The organism is Exiguobacterium sp. s142 (genome assembly GCF_018618455.1).
Lineage (GTDB): Bacteria > Bacillota > Bacilli > Exiguobacteriales > Exiguobacteriaceae > Exiguobacterium > Exiguobacterium aurantiacum_A.
The window spans coordinates 142,141-159,222 of the sequence record NZ_JACSMB010000002.1; the positions used below are offsets into that span (position 1 = coordinate 142,141).

Sequence of the window (17,082 nt, forward strand, 5' to 3'; positions counted from 1 at the left end):
CATATGAAGTTGGCCATTTTGACGGACATTCACGGGAACGTCCAAGCGTTAGACGCGGTATTGAACGAGTTGGACGGTCAAGGGATCGATGACATCTGGAGTCTCGGCGATATGATCGCGATGGGACCAGATTCGAACGAAGTGATGGCGCGACTTCTCGACCGAGGTGTCAAGATGATCACAGGAAACCACGATGAAGCCGTCCTCTCACTGCTCGCGGGAACGGGACATCCCGAAAGTTATGCCCATACGCGGCCTCATCACGAATGGGTCGCGCGAACGTTGCGCCCTGACTACGCCGATGCGCTTATGAAATTGCCTCGTACGATCGAGCAAACGATAGGCAGGGAGCATATATACGGCATTCATTACCACATCCCGACTGAAAAGCGTGAGGCATCGATCGTCGACGAGCCGTTTCATGACATCGTCGAAGCGACGCTTCCGAACATGCAACGCTTATTTGGTGATTACGCGGCGGACGTCGTTTGTTTCGGTCACCATCACCCGGTCCACGCGTTTCAAGATGAGCGCAAACGGTATTTCAATCCAGGGGCGCTCGGCGTCGCCAAAGACGATTTGGCCCGCTACGGGGTGCTGCAGTGGGATGAGGCGGGACTGCGTGTCAGTGCTAAGACGATCCCGTACGATAAACCGTCTTTCATGAACAAGATGGAGCGTGACGAAGTGCCACAGCGCGAAGTGATGTGGCGCCTGTTCTATTGAAAAAGAGGTTGAAGACATATGCCTTCAACCTCAAGTTGTTGACGAACGAGGTCGCTAAAAGCAATCTCGTTCGTCTTTTATTATGTCCGAAGACCTTGAGGCGCTCTGCCCGACATGAAATTGAAGAAATGCTATGTAACGGTCGTTCTCGTCCGCGGTAGAACGTGAAACGGCCGCCCGAGGGCGACCGTTTGCTTTGCTCGTCCGATGGTACTAAGGCTCAGGGATTGCCTGCGGAAAGCGTGGGCACCGGAAGGACGAGCGAATTTGATTGTGTTAGTCAACCTCTTTTAAATTTCTTGTAACGTCTTCGGGAAGCTCGTCAACAAGATTGGTCCGCTTTCGGTCATGACGATGTCATCCTCGATGCGGACGCCGCCGACACCAGGGAGATAAATGCCTGGCTCGACCGTGAACGTCATGCCGACCTGGGCCGTCATATCGTTGTTGGCTGCCATCGATGGGAACTCGTGGACCTCGATGCCGATACCGTGACCGACGCGATGGGTGAAGTATTCCCCGTATCCGGCCGTCGTGATGACTTGGCGGGCGGCGATATCGATCGAGCCGAGCGTCGTCCCGACGTTCGCCATCTCGATGGCGGCTTCTTCGGCCCGGAGCACGGTCTCGTAGATTTCCCGTTGTTTTGTGCTCGCCTCACCGTAGACGACGGTGCGGGTGATGTCTGAACAGTAGCCTTGCCAGACGACACCGAGATCGAATAAGGCGAAGTCACCTTTTTTGAGTCGGTTGTTGCCAGGAACACCATGCGGATCGGCGCTATTTTCACCGAACAAGACGAGTGTGTCAAATGACATTTCACGGACACCTTGCCGTTTCATGGCGTATTCGATCTCGGCGATGACTTCAAGTTCGGTCACCCCTTCACGCAACGCGCGGATGCCGGCTTCGATTGCCATGTCGGCAAGTTCGGCCGCGCGTTTCATGACCCGGATCTCATCTGTCGACTTGATCATTCGGAGCGCTTGTAATTCTTCCGTCAAATCAATGATCGACAGTCCGGCAAATCCGGCACGCAGTTGTTCGACGCGGTTATATGGTAAATGCTCGCCTTCAATCCCGATTCGTTCCGGAATGATTTGTTGGTCGAGAAACAGTTTGACGACTTTGTCCCACGGATTTTCGTGGTCCATGTACGTCACGATCTCACCGTTCCAGTCGCTCGCTTCGACGATTCCTTTTTCAAGGGCCGGACAGACGAGCGCCGTTGTCCCGTTCTTCAGTACTAGGATAGCGATCAAACGTTCATGGGCCTCGGCGTATACTCCTGAAAAATAGAAGACGGACGCTTTTGACGTGACAAACGCGGCGTCTAGCCCTTTCGTGGCCAAAGATTGTGCAATGTGGTTGGTTCGTTGATTCAACTCGATTCCCTTCCTTCTTGTTCAGTGGCTTTCTCGTTCATTATAGCGTTTTCCAAAATGGAAAGGAAATGTTGCATTTTCAGTAGTACAGTTTGAACAAGGTTCACTGATACAGTATACTGAGGATGACAGAAAATGTATTGAGGAAAGGGACTCGTGACATGACAACAAAACATGAACAGATCATAGCACATATCGAGTCGCTCGATGTCGGGTCTAAAATCTCCGTTCGCCAAATCGCAAAAGAACTTGCGGTATCAGAGGGGACGGCTTATCGGGCCATTAAAGAAGCGGAGAACTTGGGGTTCGTGTCAACGATCGAACGGGTCGGCACGATCCGCATCAAGCGCAAACATAAAGAGAACATTGAAAAACTGACATTTGCCGAAGTCGTCAACATCGTTGATGGTCAAGTGCTCGGCGGACGCGACGGCCTGCATAAAACGCTATCTAAGTTCGTCATCGGGGCGATGAAGCTCGAAGCGATGATGCGATATATCGACGTCGACTCGCTCGTCATCATCGGGAACCGGGAGAAAGCGCATGAACTCGTCTTGCAATCAGGCGGGGCCGTACTGATCACCGGTGGATTCGATACGACCGACGAAGTGAAACGGATGGCGGATAAGTACAACATGCCCGTCATCTCGACTTCCTATGACAGCTTTACCGTGGCGACGATGATTAACCGCGCCATCTATGACCGTTTGATCAAAAAGGAAATTCTGCTCGTCTCGGATATCGTCATTCCGTTACACGATACGTTTTATTTAAAAGTGGACGATACGGTCAAACGTTGGCACGAACTCAATGAACGGACGAAGCACAACCGTTACCCGGTCATCGACGACCAGATGAAAGTCGTCGGCGTCATCACCGCCAAAGATCTCATCGATCGGCCACACGATACAGAAATCGAAAAAGTGATGACGAAAAGCCCGATCACGGCCGGCGTTCAGACAAGTGTCACGAATGCGGCCCACCAGATGGTATGGGAAGGGATCGAGATGTTGCCGGTCGTCGACAACTACGGTCGCCTGCTCGGCATCATCAGCCGTCAAGACGTCCTAAAGGCGCTTCAGCTCGCGAACCGGCAACCACAAGTCGGTGAGACGTTTGATAATATGATCACCAATCAGTTGAAAGAGGATCCGACTTCGAATGGGACGGCGTTCACGGTCGAAGTGGCACCTCAAATGACGAGCCACATGGGGACGGCGTCGTCCGGAGTCTTGACGACGCTTCTAGTCGAAGGGGCGACCCGGAGTTTGCGGCATATGAAAAAAGGCGACCTTGTCGTCGAGAATATCACGGTCTACTTCATGAAACCGATTCAAATCGAGAGTCAAATCCGCGTCTCGGCGAACGTGTTCGACCTCGGACGAAAGTTCGGGAAAGTCGACGTCGAGATGACACAAGGGACACAACTCGTCGCCAAAGCGCTCGTCACGGCGCAACTGATCGACCGGTAAAGAAAAACGAGCTGATGATGTCATCAGCTCGTTTTACATATTAAGATTGGTTGATTGGTTCTTCAGACGCCTTCGGGAAAATCTTGCGATAGCGAATGATCCCGACGATTGCGTTGCCAAGCCCGAGGACGAGCATGACGATGCTGACGATCCAGCCGATGGTCGAATTGAGGCCGAGGCCGCCGAGCATCTGGTTGATGGCGAACAGCGCCAAAAACAAGCTGAGCCAGATGAGCGCTTGCGTGTTGAACAACGCTTTCCGGTACGGCGTCTTCGTCAAGAAGGCCCGACGTTTATAGACCAAATACGCACCGAGTGAGAACAAGATGAGTCCGATCATGATTAATTGACTCAAGTGAGAAACCCCTTTCAAACGTATAATCTGTTATCATCATACCATAGAATGGACATCAAGAAAGCGAGGAACGACCATGGCACATTGGCCTGAAGCAACAACGATATTGAAGTTAATCGAGGCGGCGGACACGATTATGATCCATCGACACGTCCGTCCCGATCCGGATGCGCTCGGAAGTCAACTCGGCTTAAAGCGGATCATCGAGCGGGCTTACCCGGATAAACACGTTTACGTCGTCGGCGGGATTGCCCGCGACCTCGAATTTTTAGGGAAGATGCAACACGTGGAGCCGGAGATGTATGACGAGGCGCTCGTCCTCGTGCTTGATACAGCGAACCACGAACGAATCGATGGACCATACGCCTTGAAAGGGAAGACTGTCGTCAAGATCGACCACCATCCTGACGAAGACGAGTATGCGACACATCAGATCGTCGATACGACGGTCAGTTCGACGTCGGAGATTGTGGCCGAGCTCGCTCGGATATGGGGCTTGGCTATCGATGAGCAGTCGGCGTTCTTACTTTTCGCGGGTATCGTCGGTGATACGGGACGCTTCCAGTTCCGGAACGCGACGCCGCACACGTTTGAGATCGCTGCTGACTTGATCAGTTACGGCATCGACACGAACCGCTTGTACCGCCAAATGTATAAGACGAACTTGGCGACACTCCAACTGCAAGGTTACGTCCTGCAAAACGTTCAAGTGACAGAGGCGGGCGTCGGATATGTCAAAATCGACGCCGACGTGCTCCGGACGTTTCATGCGACGCCAGAAGCGGCGTCGTTGCTCGTCAACAGCTTCTCTGGACTGGAGGGGTTGAAATGTTGGGTCATGTTCGTCGAGAACAAAGACGAGATTCGTGTCCGTATCCGCTCGAAAGGCCCGGTCATCAATGAAGTCGCCAAACGTTACCGTGGCGGCGGGCATCCGATGGCAGCCGGTGCGACAATTGACACGTGGGAAGAAATGGACGATGTGATTGCCGCACTAGAAGAAGTGGCCGCACCGTTCGAATTTGAAAATGAAGAGAGCTGACCGCGGTCAGCTCTCTTCATTTTGTATCGTCGTCTTGTGGAATGAACCACGTGCCGCGATCGGTGACGTCTTCGACGACGTCAAGTTGGTACTCGGTAATGTATTTGCGCAGCCGTTCGATAATTTCAGGACTGTCGGCAAATACGGTCTGTCCGTTCTGTAAAAGTTCTAACTTGTCGCGCGCGATTTTACCCCGATTAATAATCATACGCTTTTACCCCCTTTTATCATTCGTTTTGTCTATAATTATTGTATCAGAGAAGCATCGAGATGAGTTTGACAATTAAGAAAAAAGAGAGGGGGGCGCTTGTGCTCCATTTAAATGTAAGATCAGCGTTTAGCTTGATGCATAGCACGATTCGCTTAGAGCAATATGTCGCCTCGATGGCGGAGCGGGGGAGTAAGTCGGTCGCGGTCGCAGATGACGCGTTTTATGGCGTTCCTCAATTTGTGAGACTATGCGAACGCTATGCTGTCAAGCCGGTCATCGGTCTACGGACGAGCCTTCATGTCGATGGGCTCGAGTTGGCCGTGCTCGTGTATGCGATGACCGACCTAGATATTCCAAAGCTGTATCGCATCGTCGAGGCAGGCGGATTGACCGAACCGACGGATTTATCGGTCGTCATCTTACCTGAGAATTGGAAAACGAGTGACCCGGTCCACCGACGTCGTTTGTTTAACCGTATACTCGGCTTTGTGGCAGAAGAACGGTTATGGCTCGGGTTGCCTGCTCCGCAGACGACCGAACAGACGCTCATCGTCAAACAGCTTCGGGGGATGCGCGAAGAACTCGGTGTTCGTTTAGTGCCGACGCCAGAGACATGCTATATGCGACCAGAAGATTTTGAAGCGTATCGTGCCATCGTCGCAATCGGGGAAGGCGAGGTCATCTCCCAAGAGGACGTTCATCAAAAAGGCAAGTATGTGCGGCTGCCGAGCGAGATGAACGACTGGTTCGAACCCTTGGAGCTCGAGGAACTCGCGCGATTCGAACAACTTGCGTCGGTAACGCAGATTCCGGCCGCGACTGCCGCGATCCCGGAACTGCCTGATGCCGTCGATCGACTCAAACGTCTCGTCGCGGAGCGATTGAAAGCACTTGATTTGCTCACCGAGACGTATATCGATCGGGCCCGGTACGAGCTTGACGTCATCGCCGGTACGGGGTTCGCCTCATACTTTTTGATTGTCGAGGACATCGTTCGCTTCGCCAGGGAGCAGGGCATCGAAGTCGGTCCAGGTCGTGGTTCAGCGGCCGGGTCGCTCGTCAGTTTCGCGCTTCATATTACAGAAGTCGATCCTGTTCGCTTCGATTTGCTGTTTGAACGTTTCTTGAACCCGGAACGGATCAGTATGCCAGATATTGATTTAGACTTCGAAGACGAACGGAGAGACGAGGTCGTCCAGTACGTGCTTGACAAGTATGGGCTGCATCACGCCGCTCAAATCGGTACGTTAGCGACGTTCGGTGCGAAGGCGGCGCTGCGTGACGTGGCCCGCGCTCTCGGGATGACGCTTGAAGAAGGCCAGGCTGCCAGTAAACAAGTCAAGGACGACGGGATTGCGGGCATTACGAACAATCCGACTAAAACGAAGTGGTTTGCTGGAAGTCAAAAACGGTCGCACCTGTTGACGATCGCGTCTCAATTGGAAGGGTTGCCGAGACAAGCATCGATCCATGCGGCTGGGATCGTCTTGAGCCGAGATCCGCTTGACACGGTAACGCCGCTGCAACCGACGGACGGGGGCCAAGTGACACAATATAATATGAAGGATCTCGAGGCGCTAGGACTGCTAAAAATCGATTTGCTCGGTCTCCGGAACTTGACACGATTGCGCGAGATGGAGATGTTGATTCGTGACACCGATTCACTATTCTCGCTGAAATCGATCCCGCTCGATGACAATCGGACGTTACGTGTTCTCGCACGAGGCGATACAGACGGCGTCTTTCAGTTTGAGTCGGACGGGATGAAGCAGGCGCTGCGGCAAGTGAAGCCGACCGAGTTTGAAGATATCGTCGTCACGATGTCGCTTTATCGCCCTGGACCGATGCAGTTCATCGAGACGTATGCCAAACGCAAGCACGGGATGCCGTACAAGCCGGTCCATCCGATCGTTGGCGAAGTGATGGAGACGACTAAAGGCGTGCTCGTCTACCAAGAACAAGTCATGAAGTTATTGCGCGAACTCGCCGGATATTCATACGCCGAGGCCGATTTGATTCGTCGAGCCATCGCTAAAAAGGATATGGCCGCCATCGAGGTCGAGAAAACCCGTTTTTTGGAGAAGACGGCGGAGTACGACACGGATTCGATGCGACAAGTGTTCTCGTGGATTGAAAAATTCGCAGGCTACGGGTTCAACCGGTCGCACGCCGTCGCCTATAGTTTGATCAGTTATCGATTGGCGTATGTGAAAGCACACTTTGAACGCATTTTTTATCTCGTGACGTACGATAAGACGAATCAACTCGTGCGTATGCTAAGGAAAGGGAAAATCCCCGTCTATCCTCCTGACGTCTTGCACGGGAAAGCGGGAGCGTCTCTAGAAGGTCCTGGAGTCCGTCTCGGCCTCAAGGCGATTCAAGGATTGACGAAGCGGGACGTGGAACGATTGATTGAGCATCACGATCAGTTCACCGATGTGAAACAACTCGTGGAACTGATGGACTGGGGAACGAAAGATCAGTTGAAATTGCGCCGTCTGCTCGGTTCCGGGGCGTTAGACCGCATGTACCACGGCGATCGGAGCCGGGCTTTCCGGGCTGTGGAACGCTTGCGGGAAGAGGCGGGGACACATCTGCTCCCGGATGAACTGTCGGCCCTCGGCTTGAAACGGACCGAGGCGCCGGAACCGAATTGGTCGGAAGAAGAACGCGAGGCGCTCGGGACGTGGATCGTCCACTCACCTTTGACGACGGTGGCACCCCTTCAAGTGGACACGTCCACAATCGAGGAAGTGTTGCGCGGCGACAGAGGATTCATCGTCGTCTACGTCGATGCGATCCGGACGTTCAAGACGAAGAAAAACGAGGAGATGGGTGTCGCCATGGTCGATGACGGGGTCTCGCAAGATGAGGTCGTCATCTTCCCACGCGTGTTCGCAAACTACGCCCGCTCGCTCTATGTCGGGAACGTCCTGTTGCTCGAGGTTCATCCAAACGAGCGGGACGGGCGGATTCAACTCGTCGTGGAGCGGGTGCGGCCGTTAAATGGTCAAGCGTTGTTCGTCCGGCTTCGCCGTGAATCGTTCGCCGAGCTCGAAGAACTCCTTCATACAGCAAGTGGGGACGTCCCGGTGATTTGTCGCTTCTCCGACTCAAAAGAGGTGAAGCAATTGGCGTCTGCTTACTCGGTCAATCCAACGGAATCCTTCATGACCGCTTTGAAGAGCCGGTTCGGGGAAGCGGACGTCGTCTTAAAGCGGGTCGATTCAAAAACGTCCGGCGCGGGAACTAGTACCAAGTCATAAAAAGTGGTATAATCTGTTTGATTGGTCTGACCACTTTAAAGAGAATGCCATCCGAAAAGGAGTTGAACGGTCAGATGCATGGAAAATACGCATCCTCATTTCACGAAAACATTTCTAAAATTAGATCGTTGATCGTTCAGGCATCGCTCGCGCCGGGCGACCGTCTTCCATCCGAACGTGAACTGGCCGAGACGCTTTCAATCAGCCGCGCTTCGGTCCGAGAGGCGCTTCGGGCCCTCAGCTTTCTTGGGATCGTGGAGACGCGTCACGGGGGCGGGACGTTTTTGTGCGAGCAAGATCGGCACCGCTACATCGAGATCTTGTCTGAGTTTATCGTCACGAAACAGACGAAAGCGTCCGACATCGTCGACATGTTGCGGTTGCTTGAGCGCCTTGCGTTCTCTGAAGTCGAGCCGACACCGGAGCGGGTCAAGCTGCTCGAAGCGAACTTAGCGAATGATCGCGAGTTCCGTCAACAGCTGATTCTAGGCCTAGACAACGAGCTCTTCATTCGAATTTGGAGTGAAGTGAACCGATTTTATGACGGGACGGACGCAGGTGAACTGTATACGATCGAAGAACGAACACAATTATTGGAGATGTGGCGCAAGGTGAGGATGCCGGAATGAACGAGGGGGAAGCGATGACTGCTTTTTTCAAGAAACCAAAACGATACATGCCGTTGCGTCAACGAGAACCGAAAATTGACGCACCACAAGGATTGATGACGAAATGTCCATCCTGTAAATATATGCATTACACGAAACAATTGAACGAACACCATAAAGTGTGCGATTGTGGCTACCATTTCCCGCTCAGTGCAGATGAGCGGATTCGATTGCTCACTGATGAGAACTCATTCGTGAAATTTGCTGGACCGCGCGTGAAAGAAAATCCGCTCGATTTTCCAGATTATGAAGAAAAATTAAAAAAAGACAGGGAACGAACTGGGATTGAAGAGGCGATTGTCTGCGGCCGCGGAATGATCTCTGGCCGTCACGCCGTCATCTGTGTCATGGACGCGCGCTTCCGGATGGGATCAATGGGAGCTTACGTCGGGGAAGCGATCGCTTCAGCCGTCCGGACTGCGACTGCGGAACGATTACCTGTCGTGTTGTTCACCGCTTCAGGCGGTGCGCGCATGCAAGAAGGGATGGTCAGCCTCATGCAGATGGCGAATACGTCCATCGCGCTCAAGCAACATGACGAGGCCGGATTGCTGTATATCGCCTACTTGACCCATCCGACGACAGGTGGCGTCTCGGCTAGTTTTGCCATGCTCGGTGACTTGAACGTCGCCGAACCGGGTGCGTTGATCGGCTTCGCCGGACGGCGGATCATTGAACAGACGATTCGTGAAAAATTACCAGACAACTTCCAAACTGCTGAGTTCTTGCTAGAGGCTGGTCAACTCGATGCCGTCGTTCATCGTGAACAGATGCGTTCGTTCTTGAAGAACATCATCGATTTACATGACGGGGGGGCACATCATGTTTGACTCAACGAAAGAATTGAACGAACAACTCGTGAAGTTGCGCGAGATGGCGGAAACGAAAGGGATCGACCTATCCCGGGAGATCCGCCATCTCGAGACGAAGCTCCACCGATTAGAAAAAGACAATTATGGGAATATGAAACCGTGGGATCGCGTGCAATTGGCACGGAACCCGAAACGGCCGACGACGCTCGACTATATCGATCAGCTGTTCCCGGATTTTATTGAACTGCATGGCGACCGACATGGATATGACGATGCGGCGATCGTCGCGGGGATTGCCACGCTCGACGGTGTCCCGGTGACAATCATCGGCCATCAACGCGGCCGCAATACGAAAGAGAACATGTTGCGAAACTTTGGCATGCCTCATCCGGAAGGGTATCGCAAAGCGTTACGGTTCATGAAGCAGGCCGAGAAGTTCAACCGGCCGGTCATCACGTTCATTGACACGAAAGGTGCTTACCCGGGTAAGGCGGCCGAAGAACGTGGACAAAGCGAGGCGATCGCACGCAACTTGTTTGAGATGGCGACGTTGAAAGTCCCGATCGTTTCTGTCGTCATCGGCGAGGGCGGTTCTGGTGGAGCGCTCGGCATCGGTGTCTGCGACCGGCTACTCATGCTCGAGAACAGCACGTACTCGGTCATCTCGCCAGAAGGTGCGGCAGCACTGCTTTGGAAAGACGCTAAGCTGGCGGAACGGGCCGCTGAAACGATGAAGATTACAGCACAAGATTTGCTCGATTTAGGGATTGTCGATGAGATTGTGACGGAAGTGTTTGGCGGAGCCCACATCGATGTGTCACTACAGTCTTCGCTCTTGAATCCTGTATTAACACAGCATGTCAGTGAGTTGGTGAAACGCTCGCGCGATGAGTTGCTGCAAGGGCGCGCTGCCAAATATCATCAAATTGGCACATTTGGTTCGTGAAAACGGTAACAACCGCTTGAGGTTAACGTTAAACCACTCACGAAATGACTGCTTTTGACGGCACCCCATGCATTTTTTTCACATACTTGTGTTGTAAAACAAAGGTCAGACATGGTATTTTTATTTCAGATTTCGTTAAAACACATAAGAGGTGAGCGACGTGAATTTAAGACGAATTGCGGTATTGACAAGTGGGGGAGACGCCCCCGGAATGAACGCTGCAGTCCGTGCAGTGACCCGAAAAGCAATTTTTGAAGGTCTAGAAGTGTACGGCGTGTATAACGGTTATCAAGGTTTGATTGAGGGAAATCTCGTTGAATTGAACCTCGGATCCGTCGGCGATATCATTCAACGCGGAGGAACGTTCTTACGTTCTGCCCGTTGCCCAGAGTTTAGAACTGAAGAAGGCCGGGCTAAAGCGGTCGAACAGTTGAAGAAATTCAACATCGATGCGCTCGTCGTCGTAGGCGGAGACGGTTCGTACCGTGGAGCTCAGAAGTTGACGGAACTTGGTTTCCCGACAATCGGGCTGCCTGGTACGATCGATAACGATATCCCGGGAACGGACGCGACGATCGGATTTGACACAGCGCTCAACACAGCGCTCGATGCGATCGATAAGATTCGTGACACGGCTTCTTCACATGAACGTACGTATGTCATTGAAGTGATGGGTCGCGACGCGGGTGACATCGCTCTTTACGCCGGTCTTGCCGGTGGAGCGGAGTCGATCCTCGTCCCAGAACGTCCTGAAGACTTGAGTGCGATTGTTGAGCGGATCAACCATGGTGTTGCCCGCGGCAAGAAACACTCGATCGTCGTCGTTGCTGAAGGAGCTGGCAGTGCCGAAGAGATTGGTAAACTCATTGCTGAGCAGACAAACTCGGAAACACGTGTCACGATCCTTGGACATATCCAACGTGGCGGTTCTCCAACTGCCGCCGACCGTGTGCTTGCTAGCCGGATGGGCGCTTACGCCGTTGAAATCCTGTTAGAAGGCAAAGCTGGCCGGGTCGTTGGAATCCGTGGCGGTAACATGATGGACCTTGATATCGACGAGGCGCTCGACCATAACAAGCACACGCTTGACATGAAGTTGATCGATCTGTCGAACCAACTTTCGATTTAACGAATGACAGTGAACTCCACAGAGACGGGATCAGGTCAATCGACCCCCCGTTTTCTGTGTGTAAATGTAATACATCCCCTAGGAGGTTTTTATTTATGCGTAGAACGAAAATTGTATGTACGATCGGACCAGCTTCAGAGAAGCTTCTCCCAGAAATGATTGAAGCTGGAATGAACGTGGCTCGCCTTAACTTCTCACACGGTGACTACGAAGAGCACGGAGCACGTATCCGCGACATCCGTGAAGCATCACGCGTCGCAGGCAAAATCGTGACAGTCCTTCTCGATACGAAAGGTCCTGAAATTCGGACGCATACGTTCGCAGACGGAAAGGCACTCCTTGAAAAAGGGAAAGAAGTGACAATCGTCTCAACAGAAGAAATCGTCGGAACGAAAGACCGTTTCTCGGTCACGTACGAAGGATTGTTCGATGACGTCGAAGTCGGTTCTAGCATCATGCTCGATGACGGACTCATCGGTCTCCGTGTCGTCGAAAAACTTCCGAACCGCGATCTTCGTTGCATCATTGAAAACGAAGGCGTCATCAAGACGAAGAAAGGTGTCAACTTGCCTAACGTCAAGGTTAACCTTCCTGCCTTAACAGACAAAGATATCGCGGACATCGAGTTCGGTATCTCGCAAGATATCGACGTGATCGCGGCTTCATTCGTACGTCGTGCGTCTGACGTCGTCGCCATTCGTCAACTTCTCGAGAAACACGATGCGTCGCACATCAAGATTTACCCGAAAATCGAAAACCAAGAAGGTGTCGATAACATCGACGAGATCTTGTCTATCTCTGACGGTTTGATGGTTGCGCGTGGTGACCTCGGTATCGAGATCCCGACTGAAGAAGTCACACCGGTACAAAAAGAATTGATCAAGAAGTGTAACGACCTCGGTAAGCCGGTCATCACAGCGACACAAATGCTTGACTCGATGCAACGCAACCCGCGCCCGACACGTGCGGAAGCGTCTGACGTTGCCAACGCCATCCTCGATGGTACGGATGCGGTCATGCTCTCAGGTGAGACGGCTGCAGGGGACTACCCAATCGAGTCAGTTCAAATGCAAGCAGCGATCGCTGTTCGTACAGAGCGTATGCTTGACTACAAAAACTTGCTCAAAGATCGTCAGAAACGCAGTGAGCATACGGTGACGGATGCGATCTCACAAGCGGTTGCCCATACGGCAATCAACTTGAACGCGAAAGCGATCTTGACGCCAACACAATCAGGTTACACGGCTGCCCGTACAGCGAAATATCGTCCGGAAGCAAACATTATCGCGGTGACTGAATCAGAGCGCGTCGCTCGTCAGTTGAACCTCGTTTGGGGCGTATACCCGATTGTTGCTGCTACAATGCCGAACAACACGGATGAAATGTTGGTTCAAGCATCTGAAGCAGCTCGTCACGCTGGACTCGTCACAGACGGCGACCTCGTCGTCATCTCAGCAGGTATTCCGGCAGCGACTTCTGGTACGACGAACATGATGAAAATTCACATCGTCGGACACGCTCTTGCAAACGGACGCGGCATCGGTGAGCGCGGCCTCGTCGGAGAAGTCGTCGTTGCGAACAACGCGGACGAAGCGAACGCTAAAGCAAAAGACGGCATGATCCTCGTCGCACCGTTCACTGATAAAGAAATGATGCCAGCGATCGAAAAAGCAGCCGGCATCATCACAGAAGACGGTGGATTGACGAGCCATGCCGGCATCGTCGGACCATCGCTCCGTAAACCGGTCATCGTCGGTGTTGAATCTGCAACGTCTACGTTCCGTGACGGACAGATGATCTCGATCGACCCGCTTACTGGAAAAATTTATAACGCGTAATCGAATGACAATCGAACCGACCTTCTCATGAGGTCGGTTCTTTTTCCATTCAGAAAGAGGGATGAATCATGGGTGCTTATTTATTTCTGCTATTACTCGTCTTGATCGGCGTGATTTCCCATAATCAATCGGTCATAATCGCGAGCAGTGTACTCTTAATCATTAAAGCAATCGGCTTCGGTGACCAGCTGTTCCCGACGCTCGCCGCAAAAGGGATCCATTGGGGTGTGACGATCATCACGATCGCCGTCCTCGTCCCGATCGCGACCGGAGACATAGGTTTTAGAGAATTGTGGAATAGTATTAAAGGACCGGTCGGCATCATTGCCTTTTCGTCCGGTATCTTCGTCGCTCTCGCCGCCGCCCAGGGCGTGCAACTGATGCGTGTCGATCCGGTCGTGACGACGGCCTTGCTCGCCGGCACCATTCTTGCGGTCGGATTCATGAAAGGCGTTCCGGTCGGTCCGCTCGTTGGTGCCGGGATTGCCGCGCTCATTTTAGGGGGATATAACCTTATTGAGAAGTGGGTTTGACATTTTTTTACGACTGGATACGCTTACATTTCTTTTTTTCAGTAAATTGTTTATACTAGACGGAGGACAGGGTGGCGCGAACTCGATACGTGCTGGGGAGATTTATCGAACCCCCACCCTTATTCCCTGCAAACAGACTGTATGATGCGGTCGACTACTTTCAAAGACTGAGGGGGAGTTATTAATGTCAACAACTAAAGGGTTAGAAGGAATTGTGGCGGCAGCCTCAAAAGTCAGTTCGATCATTGATGGACAATTGACTTATGGAGGATACACAATCGATGACTTGGCAGACCATGCCACGTTCGAAGAAGTCGTCTTTCTATTATGGAACGACCGCCTTCCGAAGGCAGATGAATTAACGAAACTCTCAGAAGCGCTCGTTCAAGAAGCGAAGTTGCCAGAAGACGTCCTCGCGACACTCGAGCGGGCACCAAAGTCTGCGAACGCGATGGCCACGATTCGTACGGCACTCTCTCAACTCGCGTTGTACGATGAAGAGGCTGAAGACATGAGCGAAGAGGCAAACATGCGTAAAGCGATTCGTCTTCAAGCACAAATCGCGACGATCGTGACTGCTTTCGCGCGGTTACGGAAAGGTAAGCGACCGATTGCGCCGAAGCAAGGCTTGTCGTATGCAGCCAATTTCTTATATATGTTGAACGGGGAAGAGCCGAATGAAGTCGCCGAGACGACGATCGACAAGGCGTTCATTCTTCACGCCGACCATGAGTTGAACGCTTCGACGTTCACAGCCCGTGTCTGCGTAGCGACGCTCTCAGATATGTATTCTGGTGTGACGGCAGCGATGGGCGCACTCAAAGGTCCACTTCACGGTGGCGCCAACGAGGCGGTCATGAAGATGCTTCACGAAATCGGTTCGGTCGACAAAGTTGAAGACTACGTGCGCGGCAAGTTCGAACGCCGTGAGAAGATCATGGGCTTCGGTCACCGTGTTTATAAGGACGGCGATCCGCGTGCGAAACACTTGAAAGAGATGAGTCGCCAACTGACGGCTCAAATCAATGAGCCACATTGGTACGAGATGTCTGAGAAGATCGATCACCTCGTCGAGACTGAAAAAGGGCTCAAACCGAACGTCGACTTCTACTCGGCTTCGACGTACTATGCGCTCGGCCTTGACGAAGAGCTGTTCACGCCGATCTTCGCGGTCTCGCGGATGTCAGGCTGGATCGCACACATCCTCGAGCAATACGCCGACAACCGTCTCATTCGTCCGCGTGCCGAGTACGTAGGCGAAACGAATCGTTCATACGTACCGGTAAACGAGCGTTAATTGACGCATCGTTCGAAGATTGCGTCACAATTTAGACATAAACTTTGGTAAACTAACAGATGACGTAGGTCGGCGCTCGCGTCGGCCTACATAAATGTACTTAGGGGGATTCATATGTCAACACAAGGTCAAAAGATTACAGTAGAAAACGGTGCACTCAACGTACCAAACGTACCAACGATTCCATTCATCATCGGAGATGGAACAGGCCCAGACATCTGGAACGCTGCAGTCCGCGTCTTTGATGCAGCTGTCGAGAAAGCATACGGCGGCGAGAAGAAGATCGAATGGAAAGAAGTGTTCGCTGGCGAGAAGGCGTTCAACCAAACGGGTGAGTGGCTTCCTAACGAGACGCTCGACGAGATCCGTGAATATTTGATTGCCATCAAAGGACCGCTCACGACACCGGTCGGCGGCGGAATCCGTTCACTCAACGTTGCGCTCCGTCAAGAACTTGACTTGTACACGTGCTTGCGTCCTGTCCGTTACTTCACTGGCGTCCCGTCACCGGTCAAACGTCCTGAAGACACAGACATGGTCATCTTCCGTGAGAACACAGAAGATATTTATGCAGGGATCGAATACGCTTCAGGCAGCGACGAAGTGAAGAAGTTGATCACGTTCTTGAAAGAAGAGATGAACGTCAACAAGATCCGTTTCCCAGAAACATCGGGTATCGGCATCAAGCCGATCTCGTCAGAAGGAACAAAACGTCTCGTTCGGGCATCTCTCGAATACGCGATCGCGAACAACCGTAAATCGCTCACGCTCGTCCATAAAGGTAACATCATGAAGTTCACAGAAGGCGCCTTCAAAAACTGGGGGTATGAACTCGCAGAAGAAGAGTACGGCGACAAAGTGTTCACTTGGGCCCAGTATGACCGCATCAAAGAAGAGTCAGGCGAAGCTGCTGCGAACGAAGCGCAATCGAAAGCGGAAGCGGAAGGCAAGATCATCGTGAAAGATTCAATCGCTGATATCTTCCTCCAACAAATCTTGACTCGTCCGCGTGAGTTCGACGTCGTCGCGACAATGAACTTGAACGGTGACTACATCTCGGACGCGCTCGCTGCTCAAGTCGGCGGAATCGGAATCGCACCAGGTGCGAACATCAACTACGTGACAGGACATGCCATCTTCGAAGCGACACACGGTACGGCACCGAAGTATGCCGGTCTTGACAAAGTCAACCCGTCATCTGTCATCTTGTCAGGTGAGATGATGCTCCGTCACATGAACTGGAACGAAGCGGCTGACCTCATCGTTCGTTCGATGGAGAATACAATCGCATCGAAAGTCGTCACATACGACTTTGCCCGTCTCATGGACGGCGCGACAGAAGTGAAATGTTCAGAGTTTGCGGATGAACTGATCAAAAACATGTAAGTAGCACTCAAGTTTG

At 52.4% G+C, this 17,082-nt stretch carries 15 protein-coding genes; 12 read left to right on the top strand and 3 right to left on the bottom strand.

Going from position 1 to position 17,082, the window contains the following annotated elements; genetic code table 11:
• Nucleotides 1-3 precede the first annotated feature (3 nt).
• A complete protein-coding gene (locus KNP77_RS03175) occupies nucleotides 4-726 on the top strand; it encodes a metallophosphoesterase family protein (RefSeq protein ID WP_070329495.1) in 723 nt (240 codons plus the stop codon).
• A 290-nt stretch (nucleotides 727-1,016) separates the two neighbouring features.
• Here the strand turns inward: KNP77_RS03175 and KNP77_RS03180 are convergent, their stop codons facing one another.
• A complete protein-coding gene (locus KNP77_RS03180; RefSeq protein WP_071397827.1) occupies nucleotides 1,017-2,111 on the bottom strand; it encodes a M24 family metallopeptidase in 1,095 nt (364 codons plus the stop codon).
• A 161-nt stretch (nucleotides 2,112-2,272) separates the two neighbouring features.
• On the opposite strand from KNP77_RS03180, the gene KNP77_RS03185 reads away from it, so the two are divergent.
• Nucleotides 2,273-3,583, top strand: a complete 1,311-nt coding sequence (locus KNP77_RS03185; protein WP_070329497.1) for a DRTGG domain-containing protein — start codon at nucleotides 2,273-2,275, stop codon at nucleotides 3,581-3,583.
• Between the two features lie 40 nt (nucleotides 3,584-3,623).
• Here KNP77_RS03185 and KNP77_RS03190 read toward each other — a convergent pair whose 3' ends face one another.
• Complete coding sequence (locus KNP77_RS03190) at nucleotides 3,624-3,938, bottom strand: YtpI family protein (RefSeq protein ID WP_236633359.1); 315 nt, start codon at nucleotides 3,936-3,938, stop codon at nucleotides 3,624-3,626.
• A 76-nt stretch (nucleotides 3,939-4,014) separates the two neighbouring features.
• On the opposite strand from KNP77_RS03190, the gene KNP77_RS03195 reads away from it, so the two are divergent.
• Nucleotides 4,015-4,980, top strand: coding sequence for a DHH family phosphoesterase (locus KNP77_RS03195; protein ID WP_070326931.1), 966 nt, complete (start codon nucleotides 4,015-4,017; stop codon nucleotides 4,978-4,980).
• Nucleotides 4,981-4,996: 16 nt separating this feature from the next.
• Here KNP77_RS03195 and KNP77_RS03200 read toward each other — a convergent pair whose 3' ends face one another.
• The gene (locus tag KNP77_RS03200) at nucleotides 4,997-5,188 is read right to left on the bottom strand and encodes a YtzJ family protein (protein ID WP_016508471.1); all 192 of its coding nucleotides are present in this window, start codon (nucleotides 5,186-5,188) and stop codon (nucleotides 4,997-4,999) included.
• 101 nt (nucleotides 5,189-5,289) lie between these two features.
• Between KNP77_RS03200 and dnaE the strand changes: the two genes are divergently transcribed.
• The 9 genes from dnaE to icd all read left to right on the top strand — a co-directional run bounded on the left by dnaE (nucleotide 5,290) and on the right by icd (nucleotide 17,066).
• Complete coding sequence (gene dnaE / locus KNP77_RS03205; RefSeq protein WP_353048805.1) at nucleotides 5,290-8,457, top strand: DNA polymerase III subunit alpha; 3,168 nt, start codon at nucleotides 5,290-5,292, stop codon at nucleotides 8,455-8,457.
• Between the two features lie 128 nt (nucleotides 8,458-8,585).
• Nucleotides 8,586-9,086: a FadR/GntR family transcriptional regulator gene (locus tag KNP77_RS03210; RefSeq protein WP_233589565.1), complete on the top strand. Its 501-nt coding sequence runs from the start codon at nucleotides 8,586-8,588 to the stop codon at nucleotides 9,084-9,086.
• Nucleotides 9,087-9,100: 14 nt separating this feature from the next.
• Nucleotides 9,101-9,955, top strand: coding sequence for an acetyl-CoA carboxylase, carboxyltransferase subunit beta (gene accD, locus KNP77_RS03215; protein WP_071397830.1), 855 nt, complete (start codon nucleotides 9,101-9,103; stop codon nucleotides 9,953-9,955).
• Nucleotides 9,948-10,883 carry an acetyl-CoA carboxylase carboxyl transferase subunit alpha gene (locus KNP77_RS03220; RefSeq protein WP_214888453.1) on the top strand — a complete coding sequence of 312 codons (936 nt, stop codon included), beginning with the start codon at nucleotides 9,948-9,950 and terminating at the stop codon, nucleotides 10,881-10,883. The genes accD and KNP77_RS03220 overlap by 8 nt, the downstream gene beginning before the upstream one ends.
• Nucleotides 10,884-11,043: 160 nt before the next feature.
• The gene (gene pfkA / locus KNP77_RS03225; RefSeq protein WP_214888456.1) at nucleotides 11,044-12,012 is read left to right on the top strand and encodes a 6-phosphofructokinase; all 969 of its coding nucleotides are present in this window, start codon (nucleotides 11,044-11,046) and stop codon (nucleotides 12,010-12,012) included.
• Between the two features lie 95 nt (nucleotides 12,013-12,107).
• Nucleotides 12,108-13,850 (top strand): pyruvate kinase, encoded by a 1,743-nt coding sequence (gene pyk, locus KNP77_RS03230; protein WP_131456070.1) that lies wholly within the window; start codon nucleotides 12,108-12,110, stop codon nucleotides 13,848-13,850.
• Nucleotides 13,851-13,918: 68 nt separating this feature from the next.
• Nucleotides 13,919-14,383, top strand: coding sequence for a DUF441 domain-containing protein (locus KNP77_RS03235; protein WP_016508479.1), 465 nt, complete (start codon nucleotides 13,919-13,921; stop codon nucleotides 14,381-14,383).
• A 184-nt stretch (nucleotides 14,384-14,567) separates the two neighbouring features.
• Nucleotides 14,568-15,680, top strand: a complete 1,113-nt coding sequence (citZ, locus tag KNP77_RS03240) for a citrate synthase (protein ID WP_214888458.1) — start codon at nucleotides 14,568-14,570, stop codon at nucleotides 15,678-15,680.
• A gap of 114 nt (nucleotides 15,681-15,794) precedes the next feature.
• Nucleotides 15,795-17,066 (top strand): NADP-dependent isocitrate dehydrogenase, encoded by a 1,272-nt coding sequence (icd, locus tag KNP77_RS03245; protein ID WP_070326938.1) that lies wholly within the window; start codon nucleotides 15,795-15,797, stop codon nucleotides 17,064-17,066.
• The last annotated feature ends 16 nt before the right edge of the window (nucleotides 17,067-17,082 follow it).

Excerpts from the sequence above, each read along its gene's own strand:
- KNP77_RS03175 (WP_070329495.1), top strand. The coding sequence starts at position 4 with ATGAAGTTGGCCATTTTGACGGACATTCACGGGAACGTCCAAGCGTTA.
- KNP77_RS03185 (WP_070329497.1), top strand. The coding sequence starts at position 2,273 with ATGACAACAAAACATGAACAGATCATAGCACATATCGAGTCGCTCGAT.
- KNP77_RS03195 (WP_070326931.1), top strand. The coding sequence starts at position 4,015 with ATGGCACATTGGCCTGAAGCAACAACGATATTGAAGTTAATCGAGGCG.
- KNP77_RS03200 (WP_016508471.1), bottom strand. The coding sequence starts at position 5,188 with ATGATTATTAATCGGGGTAAAATCGCGCGCGACAAGTTAGAACTTTTA.
- accD (WP_071397830.1), top strand. The coding sequence starts at position 9,101 with ATGACTGCTTTTTTCAAGAAACCAAAACGATACATGCCGTTGCGTCAA.
- KNP77_RS03220 (WP_214888453.1), top strand. The coding sequence starts at position 9,948 with ATGTTTGACTCAACGAAAGAATTGAACGAACAACTCGTGAAGTTGCGC.
- pyk (WP_131456070.1), top strand. The coding sequence starts at position 12,108 with ATGCGTAGAACGAAAATTGTATGTACGATCGGACCAGCTTCAGAGAAG.
- KNP77_RS03235 (WP_016508479.1), top strand. The coding sequence starts at position 13,919 with ATGGGTGCTTATTTATTTCTGCTATTACTCGTCTTGATCGGCGTGATT.
- citZ (WP_214888458.1), top strand. The coding sequence starts at position 14,568 with ATGTCAACAACTAAAGGGTTAGAAGGAATTGTGGCGGCAGCCTCAAAA.
- icd (WP_070326938.1), top strand. The coding sequence starts at position 15,795 with ATGTCAACACAAGGTCAAAAGATTACAGTAGAAAACGGTGCACTCAAC.